The following is a 12,630-nucleotide window of genomic DNA, read 5'->3' as shown; positions in this document are numbered from 1 at the left end:
GCGGCGGTACTGCACCCGGTTCAAGTTCCTGGGGTTCAGGTTCACCCGGTTCAGGCCAGCGGGGTTCAGTGCATGGAGTTCAGGCCAGGGCTTCCTGCTGACGCTGAAGCAGGCGGCCCCGCACGCGTCCCTCCAGGGCCAGCAGCAGCAGCGCCGCCATGAACGCCAGTCCGGCGATCACGACCCACAGGCCGCCCGCCCCGAGCGTCTGCAACAGCGCGCCGCCCAGCAGTGGGGCGAGCAGGGTCGCCAGGCCCGCCATGCTGCCCACCAGTCCGATGTACGTGCCGCGCTGCGCGGGCGGCCCCAGTTCGCTGATGATGCTCTTGCTGATGCCGTACGCGATGATCTCCCCCACTGTCCACACCGCGACGGCCAGCATGTGCGCCCACAGGGTGTGCGCCACGGCGTGCCCCAGGAATCCCGCGCCGAGCAGCGCGGCGCCCAGCGCCTGCCAGCGCGGGTGGCCGCTGCGGGCGATCAGGTGCCCCAGCGGCAGGCCCAGCAGGACGACCAGCGCGCCGTTCACGGCGAGCACCTGTCCGTACTGCACGGCGCTGAAGCCCTGCTGCGCGAACACCACGGCCAGCACCTTGTAACTCTGGTACGTCAGGCCGAACAGCAGCGAGGCGAGGCAGAACTGCCACAGCAGCGCATCGCGGGGCAGCAGGCGGCGGGTGCGGGCGTCGCCCTGCGGCGCGGCGCGGGGCGTGCGCGGGTACAGCAGCGTCAGCAGCAGCGCGAACGCAGCCATGGTGGCGGCGTCCAGCCAGAACAGCAGCCGCATGGACCGCCCGGCCAGCCAGCCGCCCAGCACGGGCGCGGTGGCCGCGCCGACGTTGATCGCCCAGTACAGCAGGTTGTACGCGCGGGTCCGCTGCGCGCCCTGCGTGAGTTCCGCGACGGCGGTGCTCGCGGCGGGTTTATACAGGGCCGACAGCAGTGAGAAGCCCAGCACACCCGCCGCCGTCCACCAGAAGCCCTGCGCGAAGGACATCGCCAAGATCATCACGGCCCCGCCGGTCAGCGCGAGGATCATGGTGAAGGCCGGGCCGCGCCGGTCGGTCAGCGGCCCGCTGAGGCCCTCGGACACGAAGCGGCCCAGGCCCAGCATGGCCAGGATCACGCTGACCTGCGTCACGCCCAGGTGCGCGTGCGCGGTCAGGTAGAAGCCCAGCAGCGGCACCACGAACTCACCCAGGCGGTTGATCAGCGTGCCCCACCACAGCACCCAGAACCCGGTCGGATAGGCGGAAGCGGCGCGGGCCAGGGCAGTCACGCGCGCCATGGTAGGGCCTGTCCCGCGCGGGCGCATCTGCACAACAGCGCATCCATGCCAGCAGAGGGGGCCCGCACGTCACGCAGCGTGCGGGCCCCATCCCATGCTGGGTTCAGTCGTGTGCGGCGACGGTGCCGTCCATGCCGGCGCCGGTGTAGGCGCGGTACTGCATTTCCTCGAAGTGGCGGGCGTCGTCGGCGGTGTTGCGGCGGGCCGCGCCGATCAGCGTGCCGATCACGGCGAACAGGAACCCGGCGGGAATGCTGATGATGCCGGGGTTCTCCAGCGGGAAGATGGCGTTCGCCTGGATCAGGTGACGGCCGGTGGTCAGGGTGTCCGGATCGATCTTCATGATGTTGGGGCTGACGGCGATGAGCAGCAGCGTGAACAGGATGCCGCCCACGAGGCCCCAGATGGCGCCGGTGGCGTTGAAACGGCGCCAGAACAGCGTGAACAGGATGACCGGCAGGTTGGCGCTGGCGGCGATGGCGAAGGCCAGTGCGACCAGGAACGCGACGTTCTGGGTCTTGGCGGCGAGGCCGAGCAGGATCGCGGCGACGCCGACGGCGACGGTGGCGAGGCGGGCGACGCGGAACTGGTCCTTCTCGCTGGCCTGTCCGCCCTTCATCACTCCGTTGTAGATGTCGTGCGTGAAGCTCGTTGAGGCGCTGATGGTGAGGCCGGCGACGACCGCGAGGATGGTGGCGAAGGCGACGGCGGTCACGAAGGCCAGCCCGAACTCGCCGCCGGTCGTGCCGGCCCCGCCGAACAGCGCCTGGGCGAGAAGCGGCGCGGCCATGTTCCCGGCCTTGTTGGCGGCCTCGATGGCGTCCTTGCCGAGCAGGACGTTCGCGGCGTTGCCCATGAGGGCGGTCATGACGTAGAACGCGCCGATCAGGACCATGGCCCACACGACGCTCTTGCGGGCGTCCTGCGCGGTGGGGACGGTGAAGAAGCGCACCAGGATGTGCGGCAGGCCGGCCGTGCCGAGCACCAGCGCGAGGCACAGGCTGATCAGGTCGATGGGGTTCTTGTATTTCACGCCGGCGCCGAGGAATTCTGCGCCGTTCTTCGCCTCGACCTGCCCGAGGAGGTTGGAGAAGCTCCAGCCGAAACGGTTGAGGATCAGGACGGTCATGACGATGGTGGCGAACATCAGCAGCGCGGCCTTGATGATCTGCACCCAGGTGGTGGCGAGCATGCCGCCCACGACGACGTACACGATCATCAGGACGCCCACGAGCGGGATGGCCAGTTCGGCCTTGATGACGCCGCCGGACAGCAGGCTGATCAGGCTGCCGGCCCCGACGACCTGCGCGATCATGTAGAAGGTGCTGATGGTGATGGTGCTCAGGGCGGCGTAAGTGCGCACGCGGGGGTCTTTCAGGCGGTAGACGAGCATGTCGGCCAGGGTGTACTTGCCGAGGTTGCGCAGGGGTTCGGCCACGATGAACAGCACGGTGAGGTACGCGATGAACCACCCGACGGAGTACATGAAGCCGTCGAAGCCGTTCAGGGCGATCAGGCCGGTGATGCCCAGGAAGCTGGCGGCGCTCATGTAGTCCCCGGCAATGGCGACCCCGTTCTGCGTGGCGCTGATGCGCCCCCCGGCGACGTAGAAGTCCCCGGCGCTGGTGTTGCGCCGGGAGGCCCAGAAGGTGACGGCCAGGGTGATGGCGACGATGACGGCGGCGAGCAGCAGCGTCACTGCTGGGCCTCCTGCGCCAGGCGGTCGAAGGTGCGGGCCTTGACGACGTACAGGTACGCCATGGCCCAGCCCATGATGAATTCCGCGAAGGCCAGCACGTAGCCGAAGGTGACGTTCCCGAGGACCTTGGTGGCCATCAGGGGTTTGTTGTACCCGGCGAGCAGGGGCAGCAGGAAGTACAGGACGAGGAATGTGGCCGTCATGGTGAGGGTGAAGGCGTTGCGCTGGGCGACCAGTTGCTGGTACGCGGCGTTTCGCTGGGTGGGGTGGACCGGTGGCGCGCTGGATACGGTCATGGGTACCTCCTCGGGAACGGGTCGGGGGCGGGATGGGCAAACGAACGGTCGTTTGCAGGTGGGTGAAACTGTGGGGGCGTGGGATTCAGGGTAGAAGTCATTCAATCTAAAATCAATGAACCCGGTTCAAGGTCTCCGTTCCTGCGTCCGGAACAGTGCACGCCCGGCACCGATCATTCGAACCCGCAGCCTGCCGGCAGGCTTTCATGCCGGAAAGCTGGACAGGGCGACAGCCGATCAACTGCCAGCCCGGCCACGACCCGGGCGTTCCCGGTCACGTCACAGTCAGGGTCATACGGGCGGCCGTCTGTTGCGTTCACACCCACGCACCGGGCTGCCAGCGCCACGCCCGACCGTCCTCGGGGCTCCCACGCTGCGGGGCCGCTCTCCGGGTCGCTTCGCCCGGACAGAACGGCGTTGGTCAACCGGTCCATCCGAGTCCGGGTCAGACCGGCGGGCGCGGCGCGAATGGCGACCTTCCTGCCACTTTCCAACCCCGGGGCGCGTATGCTGCGGGGCAATGCTTGCCGACCAGTTGGGACGTCCCCTGCGTGATCTGCGGATCAGCGTGACTGACCGCTGCAACCTGCGCTGCACGTACTGCATGCCCGCCTCGGTGTTCGGGCCGGACTACGCCTTCCTGCCACGCGCCGAGCTGCTCAGCTTCGAGGAGATAGAACGGCTTGCGCGGGCGTTCGTGGACCTGGGCGTGCGCAAACTGCGCGTCACGGGCGGCGAACCCACCCTGCGGCGCGACCTGCCGGAGCTGATCGGGCGCCTGTCGGGCATCGCGGGCGTGAAGGACGTCGCCATGACCACCAATGGGCTGCTGCTGCCGCGCCTGGCCGCGGACCTGAAGGCGGCGGGCCTGAACCGCGTGACGGTCAGCATCGACAGCCTCGACCCGGAGGTGTTCGGGCGCATGAACGGCCTGGGCACGCACCCGCAGAAGGTTCTGGACGGAATCGAGGCGGCGCTGACGGCGGGACTGGGCGTGAAGATCAACACGGTCGTGCAGCGCGGCGTGAACGACGCGGGCCTGCGCGGGCTGTGGCTGGCGCTGCGGGACCTGGCGCCGGTGCGGTTCATCGAGTTCATGGACGTGGGCAACCACAACGGCTGGAACATGGACAGCGTGGTGCCGTCCCGCGAGGTGCTGGCGCGGCTGGCGGGTGAGGACACGCACTTCAGTCCGGTGAACCCGGAGTACCGGGGCGAGGTGGCCGCGCGCCACACGGACGGGCAGGGGCACGAGGTGGGGCTGATCAGTTCCGTGACCGCGCCGTTCTGCGGGGACTGCTCGCGGGCGCGGCTCTCGGCGGTCGGCACGCTGTACACCTGCCTGTTCGCCGGGAGTGGCACCGACCTGCGGGGGCCGCTGCGTGGGGAGGGCGGCGCCGTGCCCCTGACGGACGCGGCGTTGCGGGAGCTGGTGGCGGGCATCTGGGCGGCCCGCCGGGACCGCTACAGCGAGGAACGTGGCGAGGCGACGGCCGCCTCGGGGGGGCGGACCGCGAAGGTCGAGATGTCGCACATCGGTGGGTAGGCGGGGTCTGGCCGCGCGGGGTCACCGTGCGCCAGCGAGCAATTTCTGCAGCATTCATGGGTGATCGGCGATCTTTCCGGGCTGCCGCAACCGATCAGAGGTGTGGAGAATTGCCCGCCGCGGGCAGCCTAACGAGCGTTGTACCGCCCTCCGTGACAGCTAGACAACCTTGTGTACTTCTGACACTAACCTTAAGATGAGGTCGGCTCCGCCCGCCAGCGGACACCCGGAGGGATGCATGGCGAAGTACCCGCTTATCAAGACCACCCTGAAAGATCGCCTGCTCGGCGGTCACTACGCCGAAGGACTCCCCCTGCCCAGCGAGCCGCAGCTCGCCCGCGAATTCGAAGTGTCCCGCATGACCGCCCGCCGCGCCATCGACGAACTGGAACGCGAAGGTTACGTCTACCGCGTTCAGGGCGCCGGCACCTTCCCCACCGGCAAACGCTTCCGGCAGGGCATGTTCCGCGTCCGGCCCTTCAAGGAATGGGCCCGCCACCCCGACCACCGCACCACCGTCCTGCGGGCCATGCAGATCGAGGCCACGCCCGAGATCGCCATCGTGCTGCAGATCCAGCCCGGCGACCCAGTGATCTTCATCCACCGCCTGCGCAACGCCGGCGACGAGGCCCTGGTGATCGAGAAACGCTACATCAACGCCGCGCTCGTCCCCAGCCTGCTCGACCACAACCTCGCCGTCGAGAGCATCCACGAGACCATGATCAGCATGGGCGTGCCCCTGCAACGCGTCGAGCAGAACCTCGAAGCCGTCAACCTCCGCCAGGAGGAAGCCGAACTGCTGCGCGTGCCGCTGGGCACCGCCGCCTTCCTGCTGCGCCGCACCACCTACAGCGGCCAGAAACGCGCCAGTTACGTCAACTACTGGGTGCGCGGCGACCGCTACGCCTTCCAGGACACCTTCGAACCCTGAGCGGTGGGCGGGTCAACGGTGGCGGGCTGTCGGGGGATTTCCCTCACAGCCCGCCACTTCTGTTGCAAGCGCGCAGGGCAGAAAATTCGCGTAAGACGGACTGCCGTTTGTTTCGTTAACAGATCGGAACACCACCGATCTGTCAACTCCACGTCCGGAACCCGGTTTTCTCCCACTCGCTTCGCTCGGATTGAACGGCTTTGTAAGCCATTCAATCGGAGTCCGTATAAGACGAGCAAGCTTGACATCATGTCGTGTCTGCTTTACTCTTCTGTCAAGCAAGCTTGACCTAAAGACAAGGAGAGATGACATGAACAACCTGACCCCTGCAACCCTCCAGCTCCTCACCCTCGTCGCCGTCTCGGGCGCCCCCCTGGTCCTTATGGGCCAGACCAGCAGCCACCCCCACTCCGGAACCGTCACCCACCTCGCCTACTGGCTGACCGTCGCCGCCGCCGCCGTTCTGCTCGTCATCGCCGCCCGCAACGTCGCCCGCGACCTGCGCCAGTGACCCGCGCCCGCCGCTACGCCCGGCACCAGACCCTGCTGGCCGCCCTGACCGGCGCGTGCGTACTGGGCATCCTGGCAGCCCTCATCCTGGGCCCGCGCGGACAGGTCAACCTGACCGCCACCGCCCTGCTGGCCGCCATTCCACTCCTGGACGCCGCGCGCCTGAGCTTTCACTACCGCGACAGCGACGAGTACGGCCGTCATGTCCTGCTGCTCGCCGCCGCCGCCGCCCTGACCGTCACGCTGACCGCCCTGACCCTCACCGCCCTGATCAGCGCCGCCAGCCCCCACGAAACCGTCCCGGCCACCGCCCTGATCAGCCTGTCGTACCTGGGCTGGCTGACCCTGGCCGGCACGCACGCCCTCCTGACCCGCCGGGACACGCAGGCACCGGAATGAACAACCGGCTGAAAGTCCTGCGGGCCGAACGCAACATGACCCAGGGGGCCCTGGCCGAGGCGCTGGACGTATCCCGCCAGACCATCAACGCCCTGGAAACCGGCAAGTACGACCCCAGCCTGCCACTGGCCTTCAAACTCGCCCGACTGTTCGGCGTCCCGATCGAGGACATCTTTCAGGACGAACCGGGACAACCCTGAACCAGACGAACACCGCCGCCCCCCGTTTCCGGAAGGGCGGCGGCGTTCGTGTCAGCCGTTTTACTTGCTGTTCTTGGCCGCTTCGACCAGGGCCTTGAAGGCCTCGGGCTCACGGGCGGCGATGTCGGCCAGCACCTTGCGGTTCAGGTCGATGTTCGCGCGCTTCAGACCACCGATGAAGGTGGAGTAGTTCATGCCGTGCAGGCGGGCGCCGGCGTTGATACGCTGGATCCACAGGCGGCGGAAGTCACGCTTCTTGTTGCGGCGGTCGCGGTACTCGTAGGTCGCGGCGTTCAGCAGGGTCTGGAACGCGTTGCGGTACTGCTTGCTGCGGCTGCCCCAGAAGCCCTTGGCGCGCTTCAGGACTTTCTTGTGACGGCGGCGACGGATGATCCCGGTTTTGGCGCGAGGCATCTACTTCACTTCCCCTTCGGCAGCATGAGTTTCATGCGTGCCCATTCACTCTTGGCGAGGACGAAGCCCTTGCCCTTGCCGCGGATTTCGTTGCCGCTCTTGCCGGTGTTCTGGTGGCGCTTGCCACTCTTGAACGCCATGACTTTGCCGGTGCCGGTGATCTTGATCCGGCGCGTGGCGCTTTTCAGGGTCTTCATTTTAGGCATGGTGATTGCCTCCTTGTAGTCCGGTCGCACCCCGTCACGGGGGCTTCCGTCTGGGGTTTCGGGCCGCCTGGCGGGAGGACGTGTCAGTGACGCGTGATCCACAGACTGTTGGTCGCCCTGCCCCACTTGACCAAGAGAGAACTATACGCGGGCACGCGCACGCGGGTCAAGGGGTGGGCCAGGGCCGGTCAGGCCTGCCGGTAGTAGGCCTGGGTGGCGCTGAGGACGCTGCCGCTGCGTTCGAAGGTGCGGCGCATGGCGTGGTTCCCGGCGTCGGTGCCGCCCGTGTGCGAGGCGAAGGTCTGTGCGGCCACGCCCAGCAGGTGCGCGTGCAGCCGCGCACCGTACCCGCGCCCGCGCTGCGCGGGCCGCACGCCGATCAGGTCGAGGCCAGCCTCGCCGGGGCGGCCACCGGGGCCGGTCGCGCCGAGGGCCAGCACCTGCCCCTCCCGGCGCAGGGCGTGCAGGGTCCAGCCCCCGGCGGCCTCCCAGTCCGGGCGGCCCAGCTCCCGCAGCGCTTCCGCCACACCGGGATCGTCCGGATGAACAGGCGTCACGTCCGGGTCGGGCGCGTGGGACCGGGCGCGCAGGTCCGTGCGGTACAGCACCTGCTGCGAGTCGGGCACCCAGCCGGCCTGCACCGCCTCCTCCGGGCGCGGCGTGACCAGCGTGTCGTCCAGCAGCAGTTGCCGGTCGGGAGTGTCCGAGACGCGGCGGCGCAGCTCCCGCAGGAACGCGGTCAGGGCGTCGGCGGGCGTGTCCGTGCGGTAGGTGGGGAACAGGGGCACGCGGGCGTTCGGCCCGATGAAGCACACCCCCTGCACGGCACCGCCGGCGCGCAGCAGCAGGAACCGCGCCGGGTCGAGTTGACCGGCCCGCACGCGCTCCTGCGTGACGCTCAAGCGGCGGGCCGCCTCGGCGGGGTCGGGGTGCAGGGCGTGAATGTCGGTCAGCGTGTCGGGCGTGGCCGCCTGAAGGGTAAAAGCAGTGGACATGAAGTGACCTCGGGGCAGGGGCCGGGTCAGAGGGGCGCGCCGGGACTCCGGGCCATGAATCTGGGCACAGTCAGAGTCCGGATCAGGCGGCCATGACCCCGGCAGGAACGGCGGGCACGGAACGGGCAGCGGTCTGAAGTCGCGTCATGGGAACCTCCGGTACAGCAGTGGGATGCCGCGCAGCGTAGCGCAAGCGGGTGCCGAAGAAGACCGCACCTGAGCGCGGCCCCCCGGACAGGGCGGGGGGCCGCAGGTGCAGGTTCGGAGGCGGGCCGGCCGCCGGGAGCGTTCAGCGGCGCGGTGGGGGTTTCCCCGCCTGCCGGATGGACGTCAGGAGGCTGCCGACCGCCTGCGCGACCCGGGCGGCGTCGCGGCGGACCTGCGGGTCGCGGCTCAGGTGCGCGAGGCGGTCGGCGGCGCTGCGGGCAGCGTCCAGGAGTGTCTCGGTGGGAATCCGGATGGGGCGCTTGCGGGTCATGGGGCGGACCTCCGGGCGCGGGGCCGCGCCGCCTTCATCCTGCCTGTCCGGCCGGCGCATTGGTGGGCGCGGCCCCATGAAGCCTTCACCTTCACGTGCCGGTGCGCCCGCTTCAGGCCTGCGTGAGCCACAGCGCGCGGTACGGTTCGAGCGTGACGGCGCCGCCACCCAGGTTGAAGGCGCTGCCCGCCACGTGGTCCAGGGCGTGGTCGCCCAGGTGATCGCGCAGCGCCCAGGCGGGGAAGTCGATGGTGTGTTCGCTGAAGTTGTACGCGGCCAGCATGACGCCCAGCGGGTGGTCGCGGCGCAGCAGCAGCACGCAGGGGTCCGGGCTGTGGACGGGGTGGCTCTCGATGCCCGCGTGCAGGTGCGGCAGGCTCCGGCGGACGCCGATCAGGTGGCGCAGCCCGGCGTTCACGCGGCCGTGCGGGGTGCCGGGGTTGGCCTGGGCGTCGGCGGCGCGTTCCCAGTCCATGCGGGGGCGGTGGACCCAGCGGTTGTCGGCGGCGTGTTCGGGAATGTCGGCGAAGGAATGGTCGTTCAGGAGGGCCAGTTCGTCGCCCATGTACAGCAGGGGCAGGCCGCCGAAGCCCAGGGTGACGGCGTGCAGCAGCAGCAGTCGGCGCACGGCGTCGTCGGTGCGGCGGGGGTCACCGGCGTCCAGCGCGGCTTCCAGGCCGGCGAGGCTGGCGGCCGTGCCGCTGATGCGGCGGTCACCGGTCTGCGGGTTGAACTGGAACACCAGGCCACGCGCGAAGGTGCCGGGGTGCCCGCCGCTGTAGAAGTCGCTCAGGAAGTGCCGGTGGGCGGCGCCGTCCAGGCCGGCGCGGCTGGCGTCGGCGTCGCTGATGGCCCAGCCGATGTCGTCGTGGCAGCGGACGTACAGGCCCCAGGTGGTGTTCGTGGGTTTGGGCGGGAAGACGCGCAGCGCCTCGGCGAACAGGCGGGTGTCGCGGCTGGCGAGGCTGCTCCAGAGCTGCACCATCAGCGAGTTGTGGTACGCCATGTCACTGACCCGTCCGTGGTGCTCGCCGGTCCCGAGGTAGTGGATCAGGTCGGCGGGCGCGACGATGGCCTCGGCCTTGAAGGCCACGGCGGGCGCGACGATGCGGGCGCAGGCGCGCAGGGCCTGGGTGATGTGATGCACTTCCGGCTGGTTCTGGCAGTCGGTGCCCAGGCGTTTCCACATGAAGGCGATGGCGTCCAGGCGGAAGACCTCCACGCCCCGGTTGGCGAGGTGCAGGATGATGTCCACGAACTCGGCCAGCACGCTGGGGTTACTCCAGTTCAGGTCCCACTGGTAGGTGTTGAAGGTCGTCCAGACCCACCCGCCGGCTTCCTCGTTCCAGGTGAAGTTGCCGGGCGCGAAGTCCGGGAAGACCTCGGGCAGGGTGCGTTCGTACGCGTCGGGCATGGCGCGGTCCGGGAAGACGTGGAAGTACGCGCGGTACGTGGGGTCGCCCGCGCGGGCTTTCTGCGCCCACCCGTGTTCCTGCGCCACGTGGTTCAGCACGAGGTCCAGCACGAGGCTCACGCCGCGCACCCTCAGGTCGGCGGCTAGGGCGGACAGGTCGTCCATGCTGCCCAGGTCGCTGCGCACGGCGCGGTAGTCGGCCACGGCGTACCCGCCGTCGTTCTCGCCGGGGCGGGGTTGCAGCAGCGGCATCAGGTGCAGGTACGTGACGCCCAGGTCCTGCAGGTAGTCCAGGCGGTCGCGCACGCCCCTGAGGGTTCCGGCGAAGCGGTCGGTGTACGCCACGTACCCGAGCATGCCGGGGGCCTGGAGCCAGTCCGGGCGCAGCAGGCGGGCCTCGTCCAGGCGTTTCAGGTCGGCGGGGCGGGCGTGGTAGGCGTGCAGCATGAGTTCCAGCAGGCGGTCCATCAGGGCGGGGGCGGCGTCGCCGTACACCGCCTGGAGGCTGGCCGTCAGTTCCGGGCCGTAGCGGTCGAGGCGCAGCAGGAAGGTATCAGCGTCGCGGTCATCGTCGAACGCCTGCCGGAGCTGGCCGGCCAGGAGCGTCCGGGAGGGGTCTGTGTGCGGCATGCCCCTCAGCATAAACACTTTTTGGAACTGTTTCCAATATGCTGGTGCCGCGCTCACCACGGGACGCCCGCACTCCCTCCCCTGCCGCGCTGTGCTTCGCTGCCCGGCGACGGAGAGGGCCGGTCCGGAACAGTCCCGACCGGCCCCCACACCCGTACTCAGCGGGCCACGAATTCCAGCAGAATCTCATTGAACTCGTCGTTGTGCGTGGCGTTCAGGCCGTGCGGCGCACCCGTCATCACATGCAACTCGGCGTTCGGCGCGTACTGCGGCACGCGCTGCCCACTCGCCGCCAGCGGCACGATCTGGTCCCTGTCGCCGTGCACGACGAGCGTCGGCACGGTCAGCTTCGCCAGATCCGCGCGGAAGTCCGTCTCGCCGAAGGCACGCACGCACGCCTGCGTCGCCACCGGGGACGCCTGCAGGTACATCATGGCCGCGAAGTCCAGGAACCCGTCGCCCAGCTCCCTACCGTTCTCGTCCCAGTTCAGGAACTTCCTCGTGAACCCGGCCAGGAACTGCGGGCGGTTCTGCGCCACCTGCCTCACCATGCCCTCGATGTCCTCGAGGCTCATGCCGCCGTCCGGGTTGTCGGCGGTCCTGAGCAGGTATGGCGCGACGGACGCCACGAGCATCGCGCTGCGCACGCGGTCCGTGCCGTACAGCCCGGCGTAGCGGCTGACCTCGCCCCCACCCATGCTGAAGCCCACCAGGGTCACGTCGGTCAGGTTCAGTTCCTCCAGCAGGTCCTTCAGGTCACTGGCGAACACGTCGTACGTGTAGCCGGTCGCGGTCTTGCCGCTCTGGCCGAAGCCGCGGCGGTCGTACGCGATCACCTGATACCCGGCGCGGCGCAGCGCGTCGATCTGCCCCTCCCACATGCGGCCCGACAGCGGCCACCCGTGAATCAGCACGACCGGGCGGCCCTCGCCGTAGGTCTCGTAGTACAGCTCGGTCTGCGGGGCGTGGGCGTGCTTCGTCTGAATCGTGGGCATGGGAACCTCCGGTCAAAAGGGGCGGGATGGGCGGCAGGACCGCAGGCCGTGTGGCGGCAGGTCGTACGACGTCGAACCGTTCCACCCTATGCCCGCCCCGCAGCGGCCTCCTGAGCGGGACCTTCAGGCTCCCTCAGCAAGGCTTCAGCGGACCCCAACGTTCCTCCGCCCTGCACGGGCAACGGACAGGGCGGCGTGACCTGCCCACCACACCGCCCGCAGGGGGTCCACCGGGATTACGCGATCGCGCTGCGCTCCACGTTCAGGTACACCGCCACATCGTCCACGCTCTCCACCTGATCCAGGGTCAGGTAGTGATGCTGCCCGTCGGCGCTGTCGTTCTTCGTGAGTTTCACGCGCCCGCCGTCCATGTGGTCCACGGTCCCCACGTGCTCGCCGTTCACGTCCTTCACCTGCAGGTGCTCGCCGCCCTGCTCCAGGCGCGCCTTGAGGTTCTGGGCGATACGGTCGCTGATCTCTCCGGCATTCATCCTCGTCATGCGGGCAGTCTGGGCCGCGAACATGGCCCCCCCATGACAGCACCCTTCAGGCCCCCGTCACGCGCCCTTGAGCGAACCGTCACGCGCTCAGCGCCCAGACACCGGAATCGGCCTTTCGGCGCAGCGGGC

General features: G+C 69.2%; 15 protein-coding genes. 5 read left to right on the top strand and 10 right to left on the bottom strand.

What is annotated here, in order from left to right; all coding sequences use genetic code 11:
• Positions 1-79 precede the first annotated feature (79 nt).
• The 3 genes from ABDZ66_RS06625 to ABDZ66_RS06615 all read right to left on the bottom strand — a co-directional run bounded on the left by ABDZ66_RS06625 (position 80) and on the right by ABDZ66_RS06615 (position 3,283).
• Positions 80-1,279 (bottom strand): MFS transporter, encoded by a 1,200-nt coding sequence (locus ABDZ66_RS06625; RefSeq protein ID WP_343757279.1) that lies wholly within the window; start codon positions 1,277-1,279, stop codon positions 80-82.
• Positions 1,280-1,391: 112 nt separating this feature from the next.
• Positions 1,392-2,987 (bottom strand): solute symporter family protein, encoded by a 1,596-nt coding sequence (locus tag ABDZ66_RS06620; RefSeq protein ID WP_343757278.1) that lies wholly within the window; start codon positions 2,985-2,987, stop codon positions 1,392-1,394.
• Positions 2,984-3,283 carry a DUF485 domain-containing protein gene (locus ABDZ66_RS06615; protein WP_343757277.1) on the bottom strand — a complete coding sequence of 100 codons (300 nt, stop codon included), beginning with the start codon at positions 3,281-3,283 and terminating at the stop codon, positions 2,984-2,986. Before ABDZ66_RS06615 ends, ABDZ66_RS06620 begins: the two co-directional genes overlap by 4 nt.
• A gap of 520 nt (positions 3,284-3,803) precedes the next feature.
• Here ABDZ66_RS06615 and moaA point away from each other — a divergent pair.
• From moaA to ABDZ66_RS06590, 5 genes are all read left to right on the top strand, one after another.
• Positions 3,804-4,829, top strand: a complete 1,026-nt coding sequence (gene moaA, locus ABDZ66_RS06610) for a GTP 3',8-cyclase MoaA (protein WP_343757276.1) — start codon at positions 3,804-3,806, stop codon at positions 4,827-4,829.
• Between the two features lie 238 nt (positions 4,830-5,067).
• Positions 5,068-5,760, top strand: a complete 693-nt coding sequence (locus ABDZ66_RS06605; protein ID WP_343757275.1) for a GntR family transcriptional regulator — start codon at positions 5,068-5,070, stop codon at positions 5,758-5,760.
• A gap of 310 nt (positions 5,761-6,070) precedes the next feature.
• Positions 6,071-6,271, top strand: a complete 201-nt coding sequence (locus ABDZ66_RS06600) for a hypothetical protein (RefSeq protein ID WP_343757274.1) — start codon at positions 6,071-6,073, stop codon at positions 6,269-6,271.
• Entirely contained in the window at positions 6,268-6,669 is a 402-nt protein-coding gene (locus ABDZ66_RS06595) for a hypothetical protein (RefSeq protein ID WP_343757273.1), read from the top strand. Before ABDZ66_RS06600 ends, ABDZ66_RS06595 begins: the two co-directional genes overlap by 4 nt.
• Positions 6,666-6,869: a helix-turn-helix transcriptional regulator gene (locus ABDZ66_RS06590; protein ID WP_088248160.1), complete on the top strand. Its 204-nt coding sequence runs from the start codon at positions 6,666-6,668 to the stop codon at positions 6,867-6,869. Before ABDZ66_RS06595 ends, ABDZ66_RS06590 begins: the two co-directional genes overlap by 4 nt.
• A 60-nt stretch (positions 6,870-6,929) precedes the next feature.
• On the opposite strand, the gene rplT is transcribed toward ABDZ66_RS06590, so the two are convergent.
• From rplT to ABDZ66_RS06555, 7 genes are all read right to left on the bottom strand, one after another.
• Positions 6,930-7,283: a 50S ribosomal protein L20 gene (rplT, locus tag ABDZ66_RS06585; RefSeq protein ID WP_343757272.1), complete on the bottom strand. Its 354-nt coding sequence runs from the start codon at positions 7,281-7,283 to the stop codon at positions 6,930-6,932.
• Between the two features lie 5 nt (positions 7,284-7,288).
• Positions 7,289-7,489 (bottom strand): 50S ribosomal protein L35, encoded by a 201-nt coding sequence (rpmI, locus tag ABDZ66_RS06580; RefSeq protein WP_343757271.1) that lies wholly within the window; start codon positions 7,487-7,489, stop codon positions 7,289-7,291.
• Between the two features lie 188 nt (positions 7,490-7,677).
• A complete protein-coding gene (locus tag ABDZ66_RS06575; RefSeq protein WP_343757270.1) occupies positions 7,678-8,484 on the bottom strand; it encodes a GNAT family N-acetyltransferase in 807 nt (268 codons plus the stop codon).
• Between the two features lie 289 nt (positions 8,485-8,773).
• Positions 8,774-8,962 (bottom strand): hypothetical protein, encoded by a 189-nt coding sequence (locus ABDZ66_RS06570; RefSeq protein WP_343757269.1) that lies wholly within the window; start codon positions 8,960-8,962, stop codon positions 8,774-8,776.
• A 112-nt stretch (positions 8,963-9,074) separates the two neighbouring features.
• A complete protein-coding gene (locus ABDZ66_RS06565) occupies positions 9,075-11,006 on the bottom strand; it encodes an alpha-amylase family protein (protein ID WP_343757268.1) in 1,932 nt (643 codons plus the stop codon).
• A gap of 158 nt (positions 11,007-11,164) precedes the next feature.
• Positions 11,165-12,001: an alpha/beta fold hydrolase gene (locus ABDZ66_RS06560; RefSeq protein ID WP_343757267.1), complete on the bottom strand. Its 837-nt coding sequence runs from the start codon at positions 11,999-12,001 to the stop codon at positions 11,165-11,167.
• Between the two features lie 236 nt (positions 12,002-12,237).
• Complete coding sequence (locus ABDZ66_RS06555) at positions 12,238-12,501, bottom strand: DUF2171 domain-containing protein (protein WP_343757266.1); 264 nt, start codon at positions 12,499-12,501, stop codon at positions 12,238-12,240.
• Between the last annotated feature and the right edge of the window lie 129 nt (positions 12,502-12,630).

The organism is Deinococcus depolymerans (genome assembly GCF_039522025.1).
Taxonomy (GTDB): domain Bacteria; phylum Deinococcota; class Deinococci; order Deinococcales; family Deinococcaceae; genus Deinococcus; species Deinococcus depolymerans.
This window is presented reverse-complemented; position numbering and strand designations above follow the sequence as displayed.